At 36.2% G+C, this 25,042-nt stretch carries 22 protein-coding genes; 6 read left to right on the top strand and 16 right to left on the bottom strand.

The features are described 5' to 3' along the window. Positions 1-36: 36 nt before the first annotated feature. From AC6CHV_RS12745 to AC6CHV_RS12730, 4 genes are all read right to left on the bottom strand, one after another. Complete coding sequence (locus tag AC6CHV_RS12745; protein ID WP_498078993.1) at positions 37-1,176, bottom strand: PrpF domain-containing protein; 1,140 nt, start codon at positions 1,174-1,176, stop codon at positions 37-39. A gap of 12 nt (positions 1,177-1,188) precedes the next feature. Further along, on the bottom strand, positions 1,189-2,097 hold the full coding sequence (prpB, locus tag AC6CHV_RS12740; RefSeq protein WP_121447051.1) for a methylisocitrate lyase: 909 nt from the start codon (positions 2,095-2,097) through the stop codon (positions 1,189-1,191). An 88-nt stretch (positions 2,098-2,185) separates the two neighbouring features. Further along, entirely contained in the window at positions 2,186-3,166 is a 981-nt protein-coding gene (locus tag AC6CHV_RS12735) for a tripartite tricarboxylate transporter substrate binding protein (RefSeq protein WP_440273660.1), read from the bottom strand. 124 nt (positions 3,167-3,290) lie between these two features. Continuing rightward, entirely contained in the window at positions 3,291-4,160 is an 870-nt protein-coding gene (locus AC6CHV_RS12730) for a LysR family transcriptional regulator (RefSeq protein ID WP_341332452.1), read from the bottom strand. Between the two features lie 134 nt (positions 4,161-4,294). Here AC6CHV_RS12730 and AC6CHV_RS12725 point away from each other — a divergent pair, with 134 nt between their 5' ends. Further along, positions 4,295-5,437 (top strand): MFS transporter, encoded by a 1,143-nt coding sequence (locus AC6CHV_RS12725; protein WP_498078992.1) that lies wholly within the window; start codon positions 4,295-4,297, stop codon positions 5,435-5,437. 282 nt (positions 5,438-5,719) lie between these two features. On the opposite strand, the gene AC6CHV_RS12720 is transcribed toward AC6CHV_RS12725, so the two are convergent. Next, the gene (locus AC6CHV_RS12720) at positions 5,720-7,141 is read right to left on the bottom strand and encodes an aldehyde dehydrogenase family protein (RefSeq protein ID WP_341332454.1); all 1,422 of its coding nucleotides are present in this window, start codon (positions 7,139-7,141) and stop codon (positions 5,720-5,722) included. A 163-nt stretch (positions 7,142-7,304) separates the two neighbouring features. On the opposite strand from AC6CHV_RS12720, the gene AC6CHV_RS12715 reads away from it, so the two are divergent. Together AC6CHV_RS12715 and AC6CHV_RS12710 are read left to right on the top strand one after the other, a co-directional pair. Beyond that, entirely contained in the window at positions 7,305-9,386 is a 2,082-nt protein-coding gene (locus AC6CHV_RS12715) for a transglycosylase domain-containing protein (protein WP_341333565.1), read from the top strand. Positions 9,387-9,880: 494 nt separating this feature from the next. Further along, complete coding sequence (locus AC6CHV_RS12710) at positions 9,881-10,783, top strand: COX15/CtaA family protein (protein WP_440273663.1); 903 nt, start codon at positions 9,881-9,883, stop codon at positions 10,781-10,783. 14 nt (positions 10,784-10,797) lie between these two features. Here AC6CHV_RS12710 and AC6CHV_RS12705 read toward each other — a convergent pair whose 3' ends face one another. The 3 genes from AC6CHV_RS12705 to trhO all read right to left on the bottom strand — a co-directional run bounded on the left by AC6CHV_RS12705 (position 10,798) and on the right by trhO (position 12,765). After that, the gene (locus tag AC6CHV_RS12705) at positions 10,798-11,424 is read right to left on the bottom strand and encodes an NUDIX hydrolase (RefSeq protein WP_440273664.1); all 627 of its coding nucleotides are present in this window, start codon (positions 11,422-11,424) and stop codon (positions 10,798-10,800) included. 20 nt (positions 11,425-11,444) lie between these two features. Further along, on the bottom strand, positions 11,445-11,711 hold the full coding sequence (locus AC6CHV_RS12700; protein WP_341332456.1) for a hypothetical protein: 267 nt from the start codon (positions 11,709-11,711) through the stop codon (positions 11,445-11,447). A gap of 85 nt (positions 11,712-11,796) precedes the next feature. Next, on the bottom strand, positions 11,797-12,765 hold the full coding sequence (trhO, locus tag AC6CHV_RS12695; RefSeq protein WP_341332457.1) for an oxygen-dependent tRNA uridine(34) hydroxylase TrhO: 969 nt from the start codon (positions 12,763-12,765) through the stop codon (positions 11,797-11,799). Positions 12,766-12,989: 224 nt separating this feature from the next. On the opposite strand from trhO, the gene AC6CHV_RS12690 reads away from it, so the two are divergent. Together AC6CHV_RS12690 and AC6CHV_RS12685 are read left to right on the top strand one after the other, a co-directional pair. Beyond that, positions 12,990-13,805 carry a bifunctional hydroxymethylpyrimidine kinase/phosphomethylpyrimidine kinase gene (locus AC6CHV_RS12690; RefSeq protein WP_341332458.1) on the top strand — a complete coding sequence of 272 codons (816 nt, stop codon included), beginning with the start codon at positions 12,990-12,992 and terminating at the stop codon, positions 13,803-13,805. 300 nt (positions 13,806-14,105) lie between these two features. Further along, positions 14,106-14,351 (top strand): helix-turn-helix domain-containing protein, encoded by a 246-nt coding sequence (locus AC6CHV_RS12685; RefSeq protein WP_341332459.1) that lies wholly within the window; start codon positions 14,106-14,108, stop codon positions 14,349-14,351. Between the two features lie 79 nt (positions 14,352-14,430). On the opposite strand, the gene modA is transcribed toward AC6CHV_RS12685, so the two are convergent. The 8 genes from modA to AC6CHV_RS12645 form a co-directional block, all read right to left on the bottom strand. Next, positions 14,431-15,207 carry a molybdate ABC transporter substrate-binding protein gene (modA, locus tag AC6CHV_RS12680; protein ID WP_341332460.1) on the bottom strand — a complete coding sequence of 259 codons (777 nt, stop codon included), beginning with the start codon at positions 15,205-15,207 and terminating at the stop codon, positions 14,431-14,433. A gap of 61 nt (positions 15,208-15,268) precedes the next feature. Further along, a complete protein-coding gene (locus tag AC6CHV_RS12675; RefSeq protein ID WP_498078991.1) occupies positions 15,269-16,762 on the bottom strand; it encodes a tagaturonate epimerase family protein in 1,494 nt (497 codons plus the stop codon). A 75-nt stretch (positions 16,763-16,837) separates the two neighbouring features. Next, complete coding sequence (locus tag AC6CHV_RS12670) at positions 16,838-17,482, bottom strand: hypothetical protein (protein WP_341332462.1); 645 nt, start codon at positions 17,480-17,482, stop codon at positions 16,838-16,840. Between the two features lie 56 nt (positions 17,483-17,538). Continuing rightward, positions 17,539-18,375, bottom strand: a complete 837-nt coding sequence (locus AC6CHV_RS12665; RefSeq protein ID WP_498079029.1) for a TIM barrel protein — start codon at positions 18,373-18,375, stop codon at positions 17,539-17,541. A gap of 17 nt (positions 18,376-18,392) precedes the next feature. Further along, positions 18,393-19,070, bottom strand: a complete 678-nt coding sequence (locus AC6CHV_RS12660; RefSeq protein WP_498078990.1) for a GDSL-type esterase/lipase family protein — start codon at positions 19,068-19,070, stop codon at positions 18,393-18,395. Between the two features lie 19 nt (positions 19,071-19,089). Continuing rightward, positions 19,090-19,752, bottom strand: coding sequence for a YesL family protein (locus tag AC6CHV_RS12655; protein ID WP_341332464.1), 663 nt, complete (start codon positions 19,750-19,752; stop codon positions 19,090-19,092). A 255-nt stretch (positions 19,753-20,007) separates the two neighbouring features. After that, positions 20,008-21,309, bottom strand: coding sequence for a Gfo/Idh/MocA family protein (locus tag AC6CHV_RS12650; protein ID WP_341332465.1), 1,302 nt, complete (start codon positions 21,307-21,309; stop codon positions 20,008-20,010). Between the two features lie 3 nt (positions 21,310-21,312). After that, positions 21,313-22,428, bottom strand: a complete 1,116-nt coding sequence (locus AC6CHV_RS12645) for a glycoside hydrolase family 88 protein (RefSeq protein ID WP_498078989.1) — start codon at positions 22,426-22,428, stop codon at positions 21,313-21,315. Positions 22,429-22,724: 296 nt separating this feature from the next. On the opposite strand from AC6CHV_RS12645, the gene AC6CHV_RS12640 reads away from it, so the two are divergent. Next, positions 22,725-25,028: a helix-turn-helix domain-containing protein gene (locus AC6CHV_RS12640; protein ID WP_341332467.1), complete on the top strand. Its 2,304-nt coding sequence runs from the start codon at positions 22,725-22,727 to the stop codon at positions 25,026-25,028. Positions 25,029-25,042: the final 14 nt, after the last annotated feature.

The following is a 25,042-nucleotide window of genomic DNA, read 5'->3' as shown; positions in this document are numbered from 1 at the left end:
GTTGATGGCAATCATCTAGACTATTTATGATTAACACTATTTTTCAGGGATATATAAATCACCTTTTATTATTCTTCGGGCTGTTCTATCTAAGCCAACAGAAGCAACATCTGCCTGCTCCTTGGTTAATGCAACGCGAACCTCTGCGATACCCTCTGGATGACCGATTCGAATAATTTGTTCAACACTTCCATCTTTCTTTCTGGAGTATTGATTTGGAACGGTGCCCTCAAGCAATGCAGATGAAGCTAAGTTATATAACCCGCTCCCTGCAAAAGTACGGTGAAATTTCTTCATAGAAACCATTTTTGCGACAATATCAATATCGTTCGCGTTAATATGCTTTCCTGCTGAAGTCACATAATCGTGTGGACTAGCAACTATAGCAATTTTCGGTATGGAGGGAATGTTTTTTGCTTCATCCTCGTTTTTTGCGATACCGCCGGCAACTGCCATTTTCAATCGAATTTCCTCTAACTCAGACAATAATTCATGATTCGCTCCTACAACATGATTTAGCTCTGAACCTACTATCCCAAATTCACTTGCTGCTACATACACAAATGGATTAACAATATCAATAAATGATGCTTCATAGATTCTTTTACTAGTAACTATCTTTGTTTTCAGACCAATTGGAATTGTTTTCCCAGTCTTTCCCCCTCCAGGCGAAAGAATATTAACCATGACTTTTGCTCCAGGGGTAACAACTCCTGGCATCAAATAATCTCCTGATACCTTTGCTTTACCGTTTGATAGAGGAACTTTCATTTTTATCATTTTATTTATATTTTTATTAAAAGCTGATACAGTCACAAAATCATCGTTTGAGTTCGTTGACACAAGGCCTTCATCTACTGCGAATGCTCCTATAGCCGCCATTAGATTTCCACATGTTCCTTTATCATCAACAACTTGCTCTCCAATGCCAATTTGATAAAATGTATAATCAAGGTCCGCACCTTCAACAGACGGCTCTGAAATAACCATGATTTTACTAGTGTGAGATGTACCACTTCCTAAGCCATTTACTTGTGAGGGATTGTATGCATCAATTCCCTCTAAAAAAATTTTGTGCTTTAATTCTTTATTTTTTGGTAAATCTTTTTCATGAAAAAGGATACCTCTACTTGTGCCACCTCTATAAACAACACAACGCACAGAGAATTGAGACATTATTCTTCCTCCCTACTTCATTTCAGGAACAATGGTTTTAGCTATTTCTTGATCAAGATCCTCATAGTCATGAAGTTTAATGGTTTCATATAGTTCCTTACGTGTTTGCATCTTATCTAACACATCACGCTGTGTACCTTTCTCGAATACTTCAGAGAATACAATTTCATATGCTTTCGCTGCTGCTCTCAAAGAGGTAACCGGATAAATAACCATCGAGTAACCAAATGATTCAAATTCTTCAGCTGTAAAGTATGGAGTTTTTCCAAATTCGGTCATGTTTGCTAATAAAGGAACCTCAAATTCTTTGCTGAAAGCCCTGAAGTCTTCTTCGGTAATTAATGCCTCAGGGAAAATAGCATCAGCTCCTGCTTCTACATATTTTTTTAGTCTATGGATAGCAGCCTCTCTACCTTCAACAGCAAGTGCATCTGTTCTTGCAACAACAACCAATGAAGGAGCAACTTCTTTAATGATTTTAATTTTTTGGGACATTTCATCAGCTGTGACCAATTTTTTTCCATTTAAATGACCACATTTTTTTGGTAAATCCTGATCCTCAATTTGAACGGCAGCTACACCCGCTTCCACCATTTCTTTAGCCGTTCTGGCAACATTTAAGATTCCGCCAAAGCCAGTGTCAATATCAGCTAATAATGGCAAATTTGATGCACGAATAATTTCACGTGCTCTTTCGGCAACCTCTTGTGAATGTAATACACCTAAATCCGGTAGCCCTCTACTTGCCGTATAAGCCCCACCAGATAAGTACAATGCTTTAAAGCCAACCTTTTTAGCCATTAATGCAGCCATGCCGTCATGTGTACCCATAATCTTCAAGATTGGTCCTGCCTTTATATAATTTATAAAGTCCTCTGCTAATTCTTTTTGACTCTTTTGTTGTTCAACAAGCCATGTCATGATATTCCCTCATTTCATTTTTCTAATAAGTAAAACCCATGGTCATGAAAGAACGAAGGACCCTACTAAATAGGGCCCCGTCTTTTCATTAGTCAACTAAACCAGATTCACTAATTAAATCTTTATACATTGTAGTTTGTTCTTCCAAGAATTTAGTTGTTTCACTACTATTCTTGTAGAGTGGAGTCCAGTCATTATTTTTCACTAGGTCTTTCCAAGCATCGGTTTCAACCATTTCTCCGATTACTTTATCCCAGTAAGCAATTTCTTCTTCCGTCATATCTTTAGGTCCCATGATACCTCTCCAGTGAGGGAATACCATATCTACACCTTGTTCCTTCCATGTAGGAACATCCTCTAAACCTTCTATTCTTTCATCAGAAGAAACGCTAATTACTCTGAAGTTGCCTGCAATATGCTGATCCTTAGACTCAGAAACTGCCATTGTTGCAACATCTACGTGACCACCTAAAAGAGCTGTTACTACATCTCCACCACTCTCGTATATCATGAAATTTAATTTAGATACGTCAACACCGTATGTTTTTGCTGCTTGTACAAATGACAGGTGATCGTTGTTACCTAATCCTGGCGCAACTGCAATTGTTAAAGATCCTGGATCCTTTTTCAATTGTTCCATAACATCTTTTGCAGTTTTGAACTCGGAATCATTTCCAACTGCAATTGAAATCCACTCAGTTGTTAAAATTGCTAGTGGAGTGAAATCTTCATAAGTTAATTCACTTTGGCCTAATAAGTTATTTGTAATAAGTAGACTTGAGTTAATAGAAAGATGGTGTGCGTCTTTTGTAGAAAGATATTGCCAGCCTACTTCTCCACTTCCCCCTGGCTTATTAACTACATTAATGTTTTGGTCTACAATGCTTTCATCCTTAAGAATCTTTTGGATTGCTCTAGCAGTTGCATCCCAACCACCCCCTGGAGTTGCTGGTGCTACAAGTTCAATATTCCCAGTTGGAAATGATTTTTTATCACCTGATGCACCAGAAGAACATGCTGCAACAAATAGTAATGATAAAATTGCAATAAACGAAAAAAGCTTTTTCATTTTCCCACCCCTTTTTTAAATTTTCACAACCTTATAATACTTTTAATATACAAAAATGTAATCGTTTTCAATTTAAAAGAAATTAACAACAATAACCCTATTTTGTTCATAAAGTTCACAGAATTTACAAATCTCGCAAATCTAAGGATGATATAAATGAAACGAATGCGTTAATTACATTTACCTCTAGTGATTCATTATGATAAAGCATCCATGTATTACGAATTAATGGATTATTTTCTTTATCCGTAATAAACACTTTATGAATATCTTCATTTCCTTTTAAAATCATGCCCGGCATTATTGCATACCCAAGTCCATTTACAACCATTTCTTTACAAGTATCCACTTGATCCACCTCCATCGTAACCATAGGAGGTCTTGTAAAGTTTTCAATCCACCAATGATCAATTATAGATTTTAGTAGATTATCCGTTTTATAATCAATGCGAGGTAGATTTGGCAAATTGCTGATATCAATTTCCTCCTTTGAAGCAATACATAATTGATCTTCAAATAATAAGTGTTTTTGCTCAATCCATGTATATTCCCCGCGAACAAAGGCGATATGGATATCCTTTTTATATAGTGAATGGAAAAGATCTCGGCTCCATCCTGTCGTTACTTTGAACTCAACATTTGGATAGTTGTCTTTAAATGCCCTTAATAATTGTGGCAGTTTATATTTGGTGAAAAAACTGGATACACCCAAATTTATTGTTCCAACAACCTTACTCTCCATATTAGTCAAATGATCCTTTATTTGTTTTAATTTTAAGATCATTTCCTCTGCACTTTTCGCCAAGTACTCGCCCTGTGGAGTAAACTGGACACCTCGTCTGTCCCGATTAATTATTTTGATCCCAAATTCTTTTTCAATTTGTTTGATACGATTTGTTAGGGCCGGTTGTGAGATAAATAATTGTTTACCTGTTCTTGTAATATTCTTATTTTCATAGAGGACCTTAAGAATTTCCCAATCCTGACTTCGCATTTCATTCCCTCCTTTTATACATTAGATATTCATAAATCTTATGGCTATTAATTCAAATACAATATTTTACTTATATCTATCAATATACTATATTTATCATTACAAAATAAGAAATTTTTTGGTGAGGGAGAAACATGATTCTTTGGATAGTCATCATTATCTGCACTGGTTTTCAAACAATCTTAAATACAACAAGACCGATCATCACGTTATATGCCTCTGAAATGGGGGCAAACACATTTGATATTGGAATTCTTACAGCAGCGTATGCTTTTTTTCCACTAATTTTCGCAATCCATGCTGGCAAAATTGCCGATAAAATCGGAGACCGATTACCTGTATTTCTTGGTTTAGCCGGAATATCACTTGGAATGGTCATTCCTTATTATTTTCCTTCAATGGCAAGCTTGTTTGTATCGCAATTAATAGTCGGTACAGCTGCTGTTTTTATCACAGTTTCTTTACAAAACATACTCGGAAATATTGCTTCCGAGGAAAAACGGGATCAATATTACAGTCTATTCGGAATTGCAACCGCGATGGGAGCGATGATTGGTCCGATAATCGGCGGATATTTAGGAGAAAACATATCTTATTCTTCTGTATTCCTTGCTTCGATTTTTATTAATATCATTCCTATTTTGATTTCCTTATTTATTCCTGTCCTAAGGAAGCAAAAAACGAAGCAAAAAATGAGCATAGGTGCCTCAGTTGGATTATTAAAAATGCCTTTATTAAGAAAAGCATTAATATCAAGTGCGCTTGTCCTATATTCAAAGGATATCTTCGTTGCTTATTTCCCACTATTCGCAAAGCAGTATGGGATATCTACCTCAACAATTGGCTGGATTATTTCAATACAGGGGTTAGCGATTATTCTCGTTCGGTTCTTATTACCCGCATTAACAGAAAAACTTGGAAGAGACAAAGTTTTAATTGCATCCGTTTTTATGGCAGGTATCTCATTTTTATTAGTTCCGTTTACTGGAAGTGTGATTTTATTAAGTGCGCTAAGTGCTCTCATGGGACTTGGACTCGGCTGTGGCCAGCCTCTTTCAATGACCACTACCTATAATGCTTCACCAAAATCAAGAACTGGTGAAGTACTGGGACTGCGACTTGCCTCAAATCGTTTATCACAATTAATAGCCCCTGTCTTCTTTGGCTTAGTTGGTTCCTGGGCTGGTATTTTTTCCGTATTTTTTATTAGTGGGACGTTTTTACTTGGTGGATTATTTGCTATTAAACCCGAAAAGAAAAGAAAACTAGCTTCATAAAAAAGAAAAGCCTACAGCATAAGAAAGTTGCTGTAGGCTTTGTTCGTTTATAGGATGTTCAAAAAGTCAGTCCAAAATGACACATCGAATTTCTGTGTAAATCACTCCAAGAATATAGTGAATTACTAGGTTATGTGCTTGCGTCTACTTGTTTTTTCACGAAGTCAATTCCTCAGCGCAAGGCTGCAAGGGAGTTAACTCAAGGAGTTGCCACACTCCGGTACTCGGGAGCTACACAGCCTTGAACTGCTCGGTCCTTTTCACCTCCTTTTGAACTCGTATTTATAGTTTAAAGGATACAAATTTCAATTCTGTCATTTCTTCTGTCGAATATTTGATACCTTCTTTTCCAACTCCACTGTTTTTAACTCCCCCATATGGCATATTATCAACTCTAAAGGTTGGAATATCATTAATGATGACTCCTCCTACCTCTAATCTGTCAGCTGCCTCAAATGCTCTTTGAATATTTGTGGTATAGACTCCTGCCTGCAGCCCATATTCTGAGTCATTTACGAGACTGATAGCCTCATCCCATGTTTTATACGAATTTACGGACACAACCGGACCAAATGCTTCATTACAAGAAACGGAAAGTTTTTCGTTAGTGTTTACTAAGATTGTAGGTTGGAAGACAGTTCCATCTTGTTTACCACCATAGACGACTTTTGCGCCATCTGCCTTCGCCTCTTGGACCCACTTATCGATTCGATCCGTTTCGTTTGGATTGATGAGAGATGATACATCTGTCGTTTCTGATTTTGGGTCACCAAGAACTAGTTGTCTAGTATAGTACTTCAATTTTCCAACGAACTCTTCAAATACATTTTCATTCACATAGATACGTTGAACCGAAATACATACCTGCCCAGCAAAATTGAATGCTCCCTCTGCACAACGAGCTGCTGCTGTCTCCAAATCATCAGTACTATCAATGATGACAGCAGCATTCGAGCCCAATTCGAGAGTAACGCGCTTAAGTCCTGCTTTCTCTTTAATTCGCATTCCTACTGGTACACTACCTGTAAAAGTAATCATTTTCACACGATCGTCCTGAACAAGTAAATCTCCTACCACACTGCCTTTTCCTGTCACGACATTCAGAGCACCTTTTGGCAGTCCAGCTTCTTCAAATAGCTTCGCTGTCATAATTGCACTTAAAGGTGTTTGTGATGCAGGCTTTAATACGACCGTATTTCCCGCCGCAAAGGCTGGGCCAAGCTTGTGTGCAACTAGGTTAAAAGGAAAGTTAAACGGCGTGATTGCTGCGATGACACCCAGCGGTTCTCTTTTTGTGTATCCAAATCTTCCTTTCCCGCTTTTTGCAGCATCAAGTGGTACAGTCTCCCCGTGAAGGCGCTTGGCCTCTTCTGCAGCAAATTTGTAAGTTTCAGCAGTTCTAACAATTTCTCCCCTCGCAGCTTTTAGTGGTTTGGCATTTTCAGAAGCTAGGATAAGAGCACATTCCTCGAGCCTTTCAGTAAACAGATCAGATACCTTTTCTAAGATTTCTGCCCGCTCAAAAGCTGTTAAATTTCGCATTGTTTTTGTCGTTTGTTGGGCACTTGCAATTGCGTTTTCTACCTGTTCTTTTGTAGCTAAAGGGATCATTGAAATGACCTCTTGATTATAGGGTGAGCGTAATTCTTCGTACTGGACGCCTTCTTCCCATTTTCCATTGATGAATAATTGTTGTTTTTCCATTTTTTACCCTCCCATAAAACACTTCATCTATTCGTACAACTTATAAATATAATCTATAAATTGATTATATTATATTTTTCTTATTCGAATAACTGTTATAAAATATAAGTTCAGTATCCTAATGAATGGAGAAACAAATATGAGAGGTATTTTTGAAAAGATAATGCCGTATATAAAACGACTTTGGGAATCTATTAAACGTTTTTGGCGAGATAAGCATATTACTAAAATTTTATTACTTATTGTATTGGTGTTTATCTTATTGTCTATGCTCTTCTTTGCCTTTATGGCTACTCAGGCAAACGTTCAATCATTGAAAGACGGTTTGCGTCAAGCAACTGTTATTTATGATAAAGATGGTGAAGTCGCAACCAATATTTCAACAAATCGAACTGAGGGTGTCTTGGTAGAAGAACTTCCTGAGCATGTAAAAAATGCGGTTATTGCAATAGAGGATGAGCGCTTCTATTCCCATAATGGTTTTGATATTAAAGGAATCACACGCGCCTTTTTTAATAATTTATTTGCCGGAAGAATTACAGGTGGAGGCAGTACGATTACTCAGCAACTTACAAAAAATGCGCTTCTCTCTCCTGAACAAACCTATAAACGTAAAATCGAAGAACTCTTTTTAGCATTGGAAATTGAAAAGCATTATACCAAGGATGAGATTTTACAAATGTATTTAAATCAAGTCTTCTTCGGAAATGGATCATGGGGCATTAGCCAAGCTTCGAAAAAGTACTTTAATAAGGAAATTGACAATGTATCAATCAGTGAGGCTGCAATGCTTGCTGGAATTCTCCAAGCACCATCAGCTTTAAATCCTTATAAAAACTATGATGGTGTGATTAAGCGAAGAAATACAGTTCTGTTAAAAATGCATGAGTTACAGATGATTTCCGATGATGAATATGCACAAGCGAAACAAGAAGAAATCAAGCTTGAAGATGGTGGTGGAAGCTATATAGAAAGAAACTATCCTTATTATGTTGACGCAGTGCTAGATGAGGCCATTAAGAAATATGGGTTGACGCAAGAGGAGATTCTGACTCGTGGCTATCGCTTCTATACTGAGATGGATCAAGACATTCAATCTGCCCTTGAAGATGTTTATAAAAAGGACTATCTTTTCCCTAAGGGGAGGGACGTTCTTGTACAAAGTGGTGCTGTAATGTTACATCCAAAGACTGGAGGTGTGCTCGGTTTAGTCGGCGGCCGTGGTGAACATGTATTCCGTGGTTTTAATCGAGCAACTCATTTGCAGGCTCAACCAGGGTCAACACTAAAGCCATTAGCAGTATATACTCCTGCACTTGAAGAAGGGTATGAAGTCACTTCCGTATTAGTTGATGAGTTAAAAACATATGGAGATTACACACCTGAAAACTTCTCAAAATCGTACCAAGGTGAAGTAAAAATGTATGAAGCCCTTGAGCACTCTTTAAATGCACCGACCGTTTGGCTGTTAGACCAAATTGGACTTAATAAAGGACTTGATTCTTTACGAAGATTTGGTATTCCATATTCAGAAGAAGATAAATATCTAGGTATCGGACTGGGTGGAATGCATAAAGGGACTTCACCTTTACAACTAGCGGAGGCTTATTCAGTCTTTGCAAATGAAGGAAAACGACCGGAAGGACATCTAATCTCAAAAATAGTAGGACCAACAGGAAATGTCATTGCTGAACATAAGCATAAAACAACTAAGGTTACATCAAAAAAAGTGGCAAACGATATGACTTCTATGCTACTAAACGTTGTTGAAACAGGTTCAGGTAGAGGCACAAAAATCCCTGGAGTTGAGCTAGCTGGGAAAACAGGTTCTACCCAGCTCCCTTATAAAGAGATTAATGGAACTAAGGACCAATGGTTTGTTGGATATACACCTAATTTCGTCGGTGCCGTTTGGATGGGCTATGACAAAACAGACAAAACACATTATATCCAAGGTAGTAGCTCTGACTATATTGTTCCTTTATTTAAAGGAATAATGGACGAAGTACTTCCTACAATGGAAGTAGACTCCTTTGATGTTGTTTCTGTTAATGCGAAGCTTTCGGGACAAGAGGACCGAAAAACGATTACCAAGGAAGAAATTAAAGAGCAAGCTGAAAAAATCGAAGAAACATTAAAAGAAGAAAGTGCCAAATGGAAGATCGTATTGGAAGAGGCAAAAAAAGACATTAAGAATGTCAGTGAAAAGGTTGAAAACAAACTTAGAGATCTACTAGGAAACTGACATATAAACTTGAAAGAGTATTGGGAAACCGATACTCTTTTTTTGTGCTATTAAGATGATTGGAGTGCTATCAACTTCCTAATTTCTGGAACACGATGTATCTTCACGACAGTTGAAGTGCTATCATCCTCCTAACTTCTGGACATGATGTATCCCCGACACGATTAGAGCGCTATCAACTTCCTAATTTCTGGAATATGGTGTATCTCCACGACGGGTGGAGTACTATCAACCTCCTATTTTCTGGAATTCAGTGTATCTCCACGACTGTTGGTGTGCTATCAACTTCCTAATAACTGGTAGGAGGCATATTTATACGATAGTTGAAGCCCATCTACTTCCTAATTAATGCAATCCGATGTATTCCAAGGAAAGTCTGACTGCTTTCATCCAAATCATGAATGCCAAATTTTCTAAAAAGTGTGATTAAAACCACTACATTCCGAAATTCACGTTGGTACACTAATACTATCAAATAATTGGGGGTATGATTGTTGGGCATTCGGGGTCTTTCTATCTTATCTATTCTTGTAGCTTATTTTTTAATTGTGTTTGGTGGTTATGTCGCTTCATCTCAATCAGGTATGGGCTGTGGGCCAGATTGGCCATTATGTAACGGTGTATTAATACCTGTATTAGAAGGTGAAACACTCATTGAATATGCACATCGTGTAATTGGTGCTCTGCTTTTTGTTCTTTCTGCCATATTATTTTTAAAAGTTAAGCGAACTGAAACTGAAAATCATGTAAAAACAACAGCAAATTGGATGATGCTTCTCCTTATCCTTCAGGTTATTCTTGGTGCGATTGTTGTTTTACTTGATTTGCCAGCAATTGTTGTTACCATTCATCTACTTATTGCAATGGCCTATTTTGCATGCTTGCTTTTTATATGGAAATGCCAAACAAGTTCAACAGTCAGCGTAAGTAATGCGTCACCCTTAAAGAAGCACTATTTCATCCTTATATTACTGCTAACTTTCACCTTAGGTTTTGGCGCTTATATAAAGCATCAGTCGTATGGTTTAGCATGCGAATGGTTATCTTGTTCAAACTCTTTCCTTCCATTAAATAAAGCTCAGATTTTACAATCCTTACATCGGTTCTTTGCGTATGCTTCAGCTATTTACATACTTATTCTGACGTTTTTTGCATTCACTAAGAACTGGAGTACAAGCATTCGATTAAGACTTGTGCTAACTTCACTAACCGTTTTATCACAAATTATAGCAGGCATTTTCACAATCAAGACGGCATTATCTATTCCTTGGGCAGTTATTCATCTAGCGATTGGTACCGCACTTTTTGGCATCATTGTAGAATCCTGCGTTACCTTACACTTTTCGCATACATCAATAAAGGTAACGAATTGGAGAAGCACTAAATTTACAAAGTAAAACACAAAAGCCCTTTATATAGGGCTTTTTTCAATTACTTCTAAAAAGTGTTTTAGGATTCCGGCTGTTAAACCCCAGATGACACGGTCTTCATAATAATAGAAGCATTCGTCCATACCTCTTACCTGCCATTTATAATTTTCCCCTCCAATGATATCGTTAAAAGGAAAGTTTTCTTCGGGCTCTACATGAAAATTCACTTTAAAAATCTGTGGAGGATTTGATTGTAAGAATGACAGTGGAACCGTAAATATTTCTCCAACTTCTGCTGGATTCGGTTGAATCTCATCAGGATTATTGATTACACCTACGTATGGATAAATAATTGTACCAAAAGGGGAAACAAAATAATCTAGTGGACTTACATTTGTAATATCACTTTCATTTAGCCCTAGTTCCTCCATCGTTTCTCTAATGGCTGTATGCCGCTCATCTCTATCCGTTGGGTCCATTTTTCCACCTGGAAAGCATATCTCACCTGGCTGTCGTCTTAATTGACTTGAACGAACCTCAAAAAGGATATGAACTTCATTATCTTTTTTTATTAAAGGAAGAAGAATGGAAAAGCGCTTAAAATCTCCACGGCCTAATAGAGAGGGAGTGCGTTCCTTAACTATATTGACAATTTTATCGATTTCCATAGTTCACCTCGAAACGTTATTTACTGTTTCAAACCTTTAAAAGCTTTAATAAAATCAATTGGGTCTTCTTTAATATTATAGGAGAATACTCCTTGGTTTGTGTGGAGATATAAAAAGCTCGCTCTGTAGGAAACATCATACACATGATCTAGATGAAATTCATTAGCAGAAGAAAGGATTCGGTCTTCAAACAATCGCAACTGATGATGGTTTTCAATATACTTTTGCACATTCCACTCTATTTTTCTTTGTATAGTGATATACGGTTGAGATGCAATAATTTTCACAATTCTCCCCTTTCTTTTCCTATATTGTACCAGAATTATGTATTTGAAAAAACCACAGTGGTTTTTCACACTGTGGTTTTCATAATTATTGTTGCACTAATTCTTTTTCAAGGTTTTGTAAACGTTCTGCTACTTCTTCCTCAGTTAACCCGTTCTCTTCTACATAACGGTTACGTGGGTGTACGCGACATTCATGTGTACAGCCTCTTAGATATTTATGCTCATTTTCTTCAGAACAAAGTATTTGTTCATTACATTCAGGGTTTGCACAGTTTACATAGCGTTCACATGGTTCTCCAGTAAAATGGTCTTTCCCTACAATCACATGCTCTTTTTGGTTTACTGGAACAGCAATTCTTTCATCGAATACGTAAAGCTGGCCGTCCCAAAGTTCACCTTGTACCTCAGGGTCTTTACCGTATGTTGCAATTCCTCCGTGAAGCTGGCCAACATCCTCGAAGCCTTCTCTTACTAACCAACCAGAGAATTTTTCACAACGAATACCGCCAGTACAGTACGTTAGTATCTTTTTTCCATCAAGCATTTCTTTGTTTTCTCTTACCCATTGTGGTAAATCACGAAAAGTTTCTACGTCTGGTCTAATCGCGCCTCTGAAATGTCCTAAATCATATTCATACGTATTTCTTGCATCTAAAATAATTGTATTCTGATCTTGCATTTTTTCATAAAATTCTTTTGGACTTAAATATTTACCTGTTAATTCATGTGGGTTAATATCATCCTCAAGGCTTAAGTTGACAAGCTCAGGACGAGGTCTAACATGCATTTTCTTAAAAGCATGTCCATCTGCTTCATCAATTTTAAAAACCATTGTTGCAAAACGAGAATCTTTTCTCATTTCTTCCATATACTTGTCGGTTTGTTCAATAGTTCCAGAGACCGTTCCATTAATACCTTCTGTCGCTACTAAAATACGACCTTTTAGACCGATTTCTTTACAGAAAGCAAGATGCTCTGCTGCAAATTCTGCTGGATTTTCAATTGTTACATATTGATAGTAAAGTAATACTCGATAAGGTTTTGTTTCTGTCATTATTTTCGACCGCCTATCATTAATATTTGCAAGATATGAATGTGTTTAGGATCGAATTACACTTTTCTCTTACATCAGTGTATTGTATCAAATTCTTTATTATTAAATCAACGTTTTATACCTTCCTTATATTGTAAAGTCGTTTTTTTATTGCATAAATATATCTATTTTTATCAATTGATATATAATAAGTCTGTCAAACTTTTTAGATGGGGGTTTCAAATATGAGTTTACCAAAAGCATTAACGATTGCAGGTTCTGATAGTAGTGGTGGAGCTGGTCTCCAAGCTGACATAAAAACCTTCCAAGAACATGGAGTTTACGGCATGTCTGCCTTAACTGTAATTGTTGCGATGGACCCGCATAATCGTTGGAATCACCAAGTTTTTCCGGTTGACCTCGATATCATCAAGGCACAATTAGCAACAATCCTTGATGGAATAGGTGTCGATGCGGCAAAGACTGGTATGCTTCCTACTGTCGATATTATTGAAATTACTGCAGATGCGGCTAAAAAACATAATCTTCAAAAATTTGTAGTGGATCCTGTAATGGTTTGTAAGGGAGAAGATGAAGTTCTATTCCCGGATCATGCTGTTGCCCTTAGAGAAATACTAACTCCACTTGCAACAGTGATTACTCCAAATTTATTTGAAGCAGGTCAACTAAGTGGAATCGGTTCAATCACAACTATTGATCAAATGAAAGAAGCTGCTGTGAAGATACACGATCTTGGTGCGAAATATGTACTCGTAAAAGGTGGCGGAAAGCTAAAACATGATAAAGCAGTAGATGTTTTATATGATGGAAAAGAAATAGAGATCCTTGAAAGCGACCGATTTGAAACAACATTTACTCACGGTGCCGGTTGCACCTCTTCAGCTGCAATCGCAGCAGGACTTGCAAAAGGATTAGAAGTGAAGGAAGCCATATATGAAGCGAAGAAATTCATTACAGCTGCCATTCGTCACTCCTTCCAACTAAATGAATATGTTGGTCCAACAAATCATGCTGCACGCCGACTTTATGGAGATAAGTAATTCTCTATTACAGCTGTAGACAGGTTCTACAGCTGTTTAAATTCTTAGGCAATGTGAAAACGCAAGGCGCCCTTCTATTGGTGAATAGCGTAAGATGAACGCTGACTTAAAGTGTTTTTTTCCCTTCTGAAGCGATTCGCTTATTGTCTCGAACAGATGGCGCTTGAAGCTGGACATCCTGAAAACCTGCCTAGACGAATTTTATATATGATGGTAATATTGTGAATATCATAGAATAATAGATACGCAATCATATATATATTCCCACATGTAAAAAGCCATAGGTAAGGAGTGTGTAAAATGCCTAGGATAAACAAAGATATTGTAAAATTTTTACGCAAAAAGAACAACATGACTCAACGTGATTTTGCTAAAGCAGTAAATTGTAGTTTTGCACTTATTGCCCTTGTTGAAGTTGGTAAACGTAGAATTACGAATAATCTTGAAACAAAAATCAAAGATTCTTTCAACTTAGACGATCAACAAATCTCATCCCTTGCAACCATCGTACAGGAGATTGCGAAGGGTGTACATCCGTATATGTAAAAGCAAATGCACAGGGGGCTAGGTGCTTGAGCTAGACCTAGAACAAAAAAGCAATTGGACATCATGCTCCAATTGCTTTTTACTTTATGTTTGAGAACCCATATTCCTCTAAAAGAGCAATAGCTTCATCGCTCAATAAGTATTCATAAAATAATTTTGCTTCATTTAAATGTTCTGATGATTTTAAGACTCCGATCGGATAAATAATCTCTGAATGATACTTAGTATCCACACTCATCACAATCCGAATTTGATCTGATAATTGTGCATCTGTTTTGTAGACAAACCCTGCATCAACATTTCCAGTCTCAACATATGTAAGGACTTGCCTAACATCTTTTGAAAGCACTAACTTATTTTCAATTTCATTCCACATATCCATGCTTTCGATTGCTTCCTTCGCATACTTCCCTGCAGGAACAGATTCTGGTATACCTATTGATATCCGTTCAGCCTTTGTTTTCAAATCTTCTATTCCCGTAATCTGCTTTTCGTTTTGTTTTGGAGCAATTAACACAATCTCATTGCCAGTTAGATTTTGCTGGAGATCTTCGTCAATAAGTTCCTTATCAATAAGTATATCGAACTTTTCTTTAGAAGCCGATAAAAAGATATCAACTGGAGCTCCTTGAGAGATTTGTTGTGCAAGTGCACCTGATGCGCCAAAATTAAAGGCGATATCAATTGTAGAATGTTCCTTTTCAAAATTGTTCTTTAATTCTTGTAAAACATTCTGCATACTTGTAGCAGCAGAAACCGTTAATTCTACCTCTTTAGTAGACTCCTGATCGGTACCTTGAGGCCCACAGCCAGATAAAAAAAGAGCAAAAAAGAGTATAAGGATAAATTTATGCATAAAAAACACCTTCCCTTAGCCAGTATAGCTAAAAGAAAGGTGTTTTGAAAATAGTCATTTTTTATAGGTTTAATAATTCAACGTGCTTGCCAATGTGTTTAACAAGGGCTTGACGATATTCATCTTCATTATCATTCAAAGTACCGAAAAATTCATCTTTGAAAATGAAGTTTCCGTTTTCATCTTTTACAGTTAACAATAATCCGTATGTTACATGGATTACTTGTCTTGCTGCATCATTATTCATATATTCTGGAAGGTTTTCATCAGAAACTGTATCAAGTGGTACGATTGTATTCATATCTGGTGTAATATGGTAATACTTAAGTGCCTCATTTAAATGTTCTAAAGCATATGCATGCATTCTTCTATATAATCCAGGATTTACCTTTGCAATTACACGTACAGCTTCAAGCCAGTTTGTGCCAGCTGTTTTAACATGAAGAACTCCATTCGTATACTTCGCGATAATTGGGAAAGCTGTAAATTTATCACTTCCAGAGTGGATACTTAATTTGTATTCAAAGTATTCAGCGATTAGCGCGTGTTCACGTAATTCTTTTTCGAATTGTTCTATATCACCGATATAATCAATTCCTTTTTGGAATTCACCACAGAATCTTGGAGCAAGGCTTGTTACTGTTACGCCACGTTTTTGTAATTCATTTGCTACAAAGAAATGTGCTGCTGGAGATGTAACTGTTTCAGTTTCATCAATCGAAATTTCAAAATCAATATCACGATCTGCTTTTTCGATATATGTTTCATGTACATGGACCATATACTCTAAAGCTTTTCCGTATAACAATACAAATTTCTTTAATGTATTTTCATCAAATCCGATTTCAAGACCTTTTACATCGAATTCTTTGTTTAAATATAGCTGATTATAGTGATTCTTCGTTTCTTCAGGGAGGCTATCAAATTCTGCAATGATTTCCTCTACTGTTAAGCCCTCAACTCGGTTTTGAATATGGTCTGAACAATCTAATGTTAGCATTGACATACCAAGTGATAATGCCATTTTAATATCTTCTTCTTCTTTTAAGTGGTCACCGTCTGCACCAAATCCACCTGTATATCCTTCTTGGAATACTGCAAAGCTTGCTGCGTCAATTACATCATTCATTGTACGATTCGTTAATGTTAATTCACGAATACTTTGTTGAGCAAGAATTGGCTTCACATTATGGTCGCGAACAGTTTCAATATGTCCTGGTGAAGCTAGACCTAAGCGGTCACCTAGACCCATTGTTGCAATTTTTGTACCAAATGCTCTTGGAACAGTATATTCAAAGTAACGATTTAATACTAAACGATTTTCGTGTGTTAATGGACAAGCCTTTCCATTTTCGGAAATCACTGTACCCTCTAATTCTTCAAATAAAGCTCCTTCGCCTGATGCAAGGATCCATTTTTGCTGTTGGTCCCTTACCATGACAAGGCTTACATTATCATGATGAGTTAAGGATTTCTCGTAAACTTTTACTTCACTAGAATTTTCGAAAACGTTTCCGTTTTTTAATGCTTCAACTAGTTGCTTCATATGTTCCATGGATATAGCCTCCTAATTAAATTGCCTTCAAATTAAATAATATCGTAATATACTAATATTGCAATGAAAAAATAACTATTCTTCGAATAAAATCTTGAAAACTTTTTCTATATTTTCTGTTCTTTGGGTATTTACAATGACACCCATTACCACATTTGGATCATCTATTGCTTCGTTAAATAGTGGCAATGCTTGCGCATCGATTCCAGTAGCCTGATTTTCAGAATCATAATACATAAATTCCTTATCAACTGGTAGTTTTTTATCTATTAATTTATCTAAGCTATAAAAATATTGTTCCCCATTCATAATCTCGAACTGTTCTTTATCAATGAACAAAACATCGAGTTCTCCAGTAGATATTTCTCCAGTTACTCGTTGTAGAGCTGCCATAACAACATTTAAATCTGCAGCATCCGGTGCATATGGGATTACCTGAATCGATACCTCATGTGTTTTTCTTTCTTCTTCAGAAAGAATTCCTTCATTTAGCCTTTGTTGAATATTTTTAATTTCATTTGAATCTACCAAATCTCCTAAAACAAGAACTGAAAGTGCAGTATCCTTTTTGGGCGAATAGTCGTTTACTAGAAAGATAGCGGCAATTAATACAATAACAAAAGCAACTAGATAATATCTATAGTACTCCCAAATATACTTGGCTTTTTCAGCTGTACTCATGGCTGCAAATAATTCTTTGACCTTTCCTTTATCTCTCAAAGCCCTTTCATCCTTTCTGATGTGTATACGAGGAATATACTACGTATTATCCCATACTAAGCATTTTCGTATTTTTCTTGTAAAAATGCAATACTATCATCTATAAAAGGTTCGGTTGTACTTTCTAGTAGAAATTGGATATAAGGTTTTCTATGCTTAATCAGTTCCATGACTAAATCGTAGTTTAATAGCCCTTTACCAGGAGGAGCAAACTTTAACTTGCCATTCTCAATAACAAAGTCTTTACAATGAACAATGATTATACGATCTCCAAATAGTTCGATTGCCTCTTTGAAAATTTCATCTTGATAAATGTAATTTTCAACAGTTAACAAATTTACCGGGTCAAAGATAATTTGTAAATTATTTGAATTTACTTCATCCAATAACCTTTTTAAAAGCATTGGATTGTAAACAGGATGGTTAACTCCCGCTTCTATTCCCACAATAACTCCAAATTTTTCTGCTTCATTTACAAGTTCTTTCACACTATCTACAACATCTAAAAAAGGTTTCTCTCGAAAATTATCTACAGTAAATCCCATTTTAGCATGGACATTTCCTGTTTCCGTTCCAACAACACTACAACCAAAATCTCTTGCATAACGGATATGCTCCTTGAAACGGTCTAATGCTTTTTGACGTTCTCGTTGATCTGGGTGAATCATATTAATATAGCAGCCTAATACTCCGATTTGGATGTTCATTTGTTGAAAAGCATTACCTATATACTTTGCAAAACCCGGTGAAAGACTTCCTAAACTCGTATTTAGTTGTGGAAATGATTTTGCTAAGGCCAATTGTACAGAAGATAACCCTTTATCTTTTACTGTTTGCACAAGTTCATCTAAAGAGCTAGCCTTCACATCATGGGCGCGAATACCTAGATTAATCACATGTACACCTCACTTTAATCCTTAAGATATAACGCTAAATCTGGGATTGTTTTTTTAATTTCTTTGGCAATAATTTCGGCAATTTTATTTGCCCCATCCTCTCGAAAATGCGTATCATCACTAATTCCATCAGGGTAGTTTCGATGTTCACCCGGCTCAAACCAAAAAAAAAGATTTTTACATTCTTCAGGACCTAAAGATTCATATAAATTCTTCGAATCACTCCATAAATCGATGATACTCACTTGTTTTTCTTTTGCTAGGGCGACCATCGCTTCCGGATACTCTCCTAAACTATTCATTATTTTTCCGTTTTCATCGAAGGTTCTTCGATGCATCGAAGTTACTAAAATCGGGATTGCCTCTTTTGCTCTAGCGCCTTCGATATATTTGCTCAAATATTCTTGATAGGTTGAATATGGTTCTGTTCTACGATGGTCCTGTTTTTGATCGTTATGACCAAATTGAATAAAGAGGTAATCATTCGGTTGAATTTCATTTAGTATTGATTCTAACCTCTTTTCATCTATAAAACTTTTTGAACTTCGACCGCCAATTGCGAAATTGTGAATGATAACATTTTCTTTAAAATATTGGTTGATTACCTGTCCCCATCCTGCACGCGGTTCTTCGTTCGGTGGGCAATCAGATACTGTCGAATCTCCGGCAATATATATATGAATGTTTTTCATTGAAACACCTTCAATTTGTCTATTTACTAAAACTTGGTTCTCTCTCATTTGATTTTACTTCGTCTTTCCCATTTACTTTTTCTTCAATTCTTGCAAATACTTTCAGCGCTAGCCACATAATAAAATAGGCTAGTATACTTACACTTAGAAAAGGTATAAGAGATGGGACATAAGTAAATCCCATATAAAGTATGAAAATCCCTAATACCATCGCAAAAGTAACGAGTGGGTAGGATAGACCGTACATGACGGCATTTTTTATATACGATTTTATATTCCCATTAAAATGTACGTAGATTGGGAAAATATATAGTAGAATTACGATGTAAACTGAACAAATTGCAATTAGTGCATACCTTACCACAATAAAAAACATGCTTGTGGTTGGAAGAAATACAAGATCAACATATAAGATATATCCAGCTATGAACAGGGTAAGCCCTAGGAGGTTGGATTTTAAGAATTCTTTCTTATATACACTCCAAAATGTTGAAAAGACAGGGATATCTTCATCTCCCATGATCCACTTTCGAGTTACTGCAAAAAGCGCTACAGTTGCGGGTACAAATCCTGCAACAACTAGTCCCATTATTGTAAATAGAAGCCATAGCATATTTAAATAAATCAAACGTGATATAGCCCCACACCAACGGTAAAATGGACTGTCCAATCCTCCTAGCATATGTCTTTCCCCTTTCTATTTTTGTTTATTAAGGAAGTTCAAAAAGTCATCAAATGATAAACTGCGAATCTCGGTAGTTTATTACAAAGATAGAACAAGGTCCTTGTATGTGTGCTTCGTATACAAGTTAATTCAAGGATGTATATTCCTCAGTACAAGGCAACAAGAAAGAATAATGTTGTTGCCTCGTACCGTTCCTCAAGCGACGAGTTCCTTGACCTTCTATGCTTCTGACTTGTCGACTTATTGTTACACTTATTCCGATAGTTGTCCTTGGTAACTTTTAAGTAATTCTTTAATCGAAATTGGTTTCTTCTCTTCGACTGATTTCCAAACCGCTTCTCCAAGTGCGATTGAGTAAGCTCCAGCTTCCGCACCTGCGAGTATTTCATATTGGCGTCTTGGATCAATGCCTTGATAAAGATCATGAATTAACACAGGATCTCCACCGCCATGACCCCCAGCTGTTTGGACAACATGAATAATTTCTTTTGAACCAAATAAAGGATAGTAATCAATTGTTTGCTCAGGCACTTCGAAAGGTACCCGACTTGGTGCATGAAATTCTTGAGTTTCAATTCTTCCCTTAGTACCATTGATAGCTAAGCGATAGCCCTCAAATGGTGTAGAGAAATTAATAGAATAGCTTAATAGAGCACCTTTGTTGTATTTTACACTAGCTGTATACGTATCTTCTATGTTTATCTCGGAGTCAAAGATACATGCATCCGGTCGATAATCCGTATATTTGTTTTCTTTTTTATCGCCCATGTTTAAGTGATCATCTTCAATTACTTCAGAAAATTCACGAGGATTCCATCTTAAGTAATAATCACAATTATCTTTTACATCGCATGTACCACAATATCTGTTATCAGTACTTGGGTCTGGGTTGAGCTCTCCATTTGGCCCATAATAATGTAAGGCTCCATGTGCAAAAACCTCTTCTGGATATTGATCAATCCACCAATTTACAAGATCAAAATGATGTGTTGATTTATGGATTGAAAGTCCACCAGAAAGTTCCCTTTTCCGATTCCAGCGTTTGAAATAGCTCGCCCCGTGGTATGTGTCGATATACCAATTCAAGTCAACCGAAGTCACTCTCCCTATTTTACCTTCTAAAACGAGTTCCTTGATTTTTCGATGGTACGGACTATAGCGATAATTAAATGCCACAGTCACTTTACCTTTACTATGTTGTTCTGCTTCAATGACCCTGTTAGCATCTTTAGCGGTTGTAACCATTGGTTTTTCTGTGATGACATCAACATCATGTTCAAGTGCTTTTAAAATGTAATCGATATGTGTGTTGTCACGGCTTACAACAATGATACAATCCGGTTTAGTTTCCTCGATCATTTGATCAATCTGATTTGGAAGATATGTCGGTGTTTGAGCTAATACAGGAAATTTCTCCTTGCATAATTCAAGACGGTATTCATCGCTGTCTAGCAAACCAACAATCTCGCTTTGTTTTGCAAACTTTTCAACTAATGGTGGAATAAACATTTTTAGTGCTCTGTTACTTAATCCACAAACTGCATATTTTTTCATTGATTATTTTACCCCCGGATGTTCAGCAAGCAATTTCTCCATCTCCATACTTGCCATAATAAAAGCACCTGCACCATGTAAGTCGTTATGGCTGCGCTCACGATTAATATAATAGTCATATACTCCAATTGAAGTACCGATTACAATATCATCTATAATAAGAGTGCCTTCTTCAGTTTCTTGAACTTTATACTTGAGCAGTCCCTCATATGCCTTTGTTGCATATTTTTCAAATTCCTCGCCTACATATTTCTTAGAAACAGCTTTGGCAATGACATAAACGAATAGACTGGAAGCAGATGTCTCAAGCCAGTTATCTTCATTGTCTCCCTTGTCCACAACTTGGTACCATAGGCCAGTCTTTTCATCCTGATATTTGACGACATCACGAACATAATCTCGAATGAATGCAATCCACTCTTTCTTATGTGGATGGCCCTCTGGTAAAATATCAATCATGTCTATGACTGCTAATCCATACCAACCAAGAGCGCGCCCCCAAATCTCTGGAGCTTTACCATCAGGACGAGCCCATGGCTGTACCGCCTTTTCGTCCCAACCGTGATGATATAAACCGGTCGCTTCACTCTTTGTATGCTTTCGCATTAAGTTTTCCTGATGAATGACCATCTCGATTAAATTTGGCTCATTGAAATCATTGGCATAATGTAACGCAAATGGTCCACCCATGTATAAGCCATCTAGCCACATTTGGTACGGGTATTTATCCTTATGCCAGAATCCGCCTTCGCTTGTAAGATTTAAAGTTGTAAAAATATTGCGTAAGCGTCGTGCTGCTATTTCATATTTTTTTAATCCAGTAGCTTTATATAATGGGAATAATAACAGTCCTGCTTGAATTGAATCTAACTCATCTCTAGCAAATAATAAGTTTCCATTTTCATCGATATTGTGATCAACATATGCCTTTAAGTAATTAAAATATTTGTCTTCACCTGTTTTGTTGTAAACTAGATCCATTCCACATAAAAATACGCCTTGGTGATAGTGCCAACGTCCTCCAGGTGGAAGCTCCTCTGGAGTAAACTTTGTCATCAAAGTGTCACACATTTTTTGTGCAAAATATAAAGGTGATTTTTCAACTATCGTCTTATTCAAGAATATTCATCCTTTCTCACATTGAAATAGGTAAAATTTGAAAACGATAACAACTCTCCTGCCTTTATGATAGGATACTATTATAATAATAACTATAATCATTTAATTTACTTTTAAATAGGCCAGTATACCCTTGAATTCATTAGGAATGTTCTAATAATATGAACACAATGTAACAAAATGATTATTCAAATTATGCACGCTTACATTTATAATTAATAGACATTCGAATATTACAGGGATGTTACAAACTTAATAATCATCCCCTCACATTTGAATAGATTTGGAGTGATTACATGAAACTTAAGCTACCCGGAAGCTTCTTCCATAGGATGATTTTATTTGTAAGTATTTTGGCCATTATTCCCGTCATTATTGTCGGAATATTTTCATTCCTTCGCTCAACCTCTGTTGTGGAGAATTATGTTGCAAAAGAAAAAGAACATAGTGTGGACCAAATCCAAACAAATGTCGAGCAGGTTATTAAGTCAGTGGACCAATCCCTGACACAGTTAGCATCTTCATCAAAAATTATAGAATCATTAAGAGAACCACTTACTACAAGACAATTCCAGTTGTATAACCAGTTAAGAGACGATCTTAGTCATCAGCAAACATTCGATACACGTCTCACCGATGTTGCTCTGATTAGTCTTCAAAATAATTGGCTCGTTAATAATTACGGACTACAACGATTATCTGAGGGACAGCTGAACGAAATCTCCGATCGTTATCTTTCACTAAAGACAAGCTCTGTCTGGCTTTTAGAAAAAAAATCGAAGGAACCTTTGTACAAACAAGCTGCTTCCCGTGCTTGCGGCTATAATTTGAACCTAATTAAGAAAATACCTGCAATTTCTTCAAACAAAACAGGGATGATTATTGCGAATATACCGACATGCAGTTTTCGCGATATTTTAAAGAAGGACAACTCTTTAGAAACTTTTTATATTCTAGACAAAAATGGAACCGTTGTCTTACAAAGCGATACAAATAATGTAGGACAAGCTTTTGAATATAGTGATGTATTGTCTGAAAATACATCACTTGAAGAAGACACTGGGCAATTTACGATTGCATCCGATAGTACAGACTATCTTTTTACCTATCGAAAATCGTTCTATAATGGTTGGACTTATGTTTCTGTCGTTGAACTTGGTGAACTAACAGCTCAATCAAGATCCATCGGATGGCTAACACTTGCCATCACCTTATTAATTGCTGGCGTTTCATTATTACTAGCTTTATTTGGTAGTAGAATAATCTATCAACCTATTAAACAATTACAGAATGTAATTTTACACTCATTAACCAATAAAGAAGAACGAAAAGATATGAATGAATTTGTCTTTATAGAAAACCATGTAAAAGACATGATGAAACAAAATGATATCCTAGAAAAATCATTATCAAACCAAATTAATCAACTCAAACAATTTTTCATGCACCGACTCTTAACTGGAAATGTTACTGATGAAGAGTTAGAAGGTCGAATGAAATATTTTGGCTATAACTTAGATTATAAATGGATCAGTGTTCTAACAGTTCAAATCGACAGTCTTGATGGGACTTCTTATAAGCCAAAAGAAGAAGATGTTCTATTATTTGTTATTAATGGACTGGTTGAAGAAATGATTCCGAGTGATGAGCGAATGCTGCCAATAGTTAATAAACAAACTCAAGTTACCCTCCTATTAAGCAACATAGAATCGAAGGATGAGTTTAATCAATATGTAAATGATCTTGCTGAACAAATTCAGAAAAAAATAAAAGAGGAATACAGTGTCCCTGTAAGTATTGGGATAAGTGAACCATTCATAAATGTTCTTGAGACGAGAAATGGTTATAAGGAGAGCCTAGAAGCTCTCAAATACACTCTAAAATATGGTACTGAATCGATTATTTTCTTTGAAAACCTTGAAATCGGAAAAGGTTTGCATACCTACTTCCCTAAACGACTTGAAACTGAACTATTCGACTCGATCAAAGTGAACGACAAAGAGAAAGTCTATCGTTTACTCAATGAGCTAATTGATGAAATTTTCTCTGAGGATCTGAATCATATTCAATACCAAATTTCATTAGTAAGATTATTAAGTGATTTAATTGAACTTATGCACACATTGGCAATCAATGTATTAGATTTAGAAGACAATCGTTCAATATTTGAAAAAATCTATGAACTGAAGTCTAGAGAAGAAGTAAAGGACTGGTTTATCACAGTCATCATTGATCCCCTTCTTCAAAAAATTGATGACCGTGCTGAATCCCAGTACAAAACTATTTCAGAAAACATTGTTCATATCATTCATGAGGAATTTGAATCCAATATTACACTAGATATGATTGCAAATAGGTTACATTACAATCCGAATTATTTAAGCAGTATTTTTAGGAAAGAAATGAACATTTCATTTAGTGAATATTTATCCATGTATCGAATTAATATGGCAAAAAAATGGCTTGCTGAAACTGATATTTCCGTGAAAGAAATTTCAGATAAACTTAACTTTAATAACTCCCAAAACTTTATTCGCTCCTTTAAGAAAATTGAAGGAACGACACCTGGTAAATATCGTGAGTCAATAAGAGCTACCTAAGAAAGGAATTGTGT

The organism is Ferdinandcohnia sp. GQ5, assembly GCF_059759275.1.
Note: the sequence above shows the minus strand (reverse complement) of the source record. Positions and strands in the feature narration are given on the sequence as shown.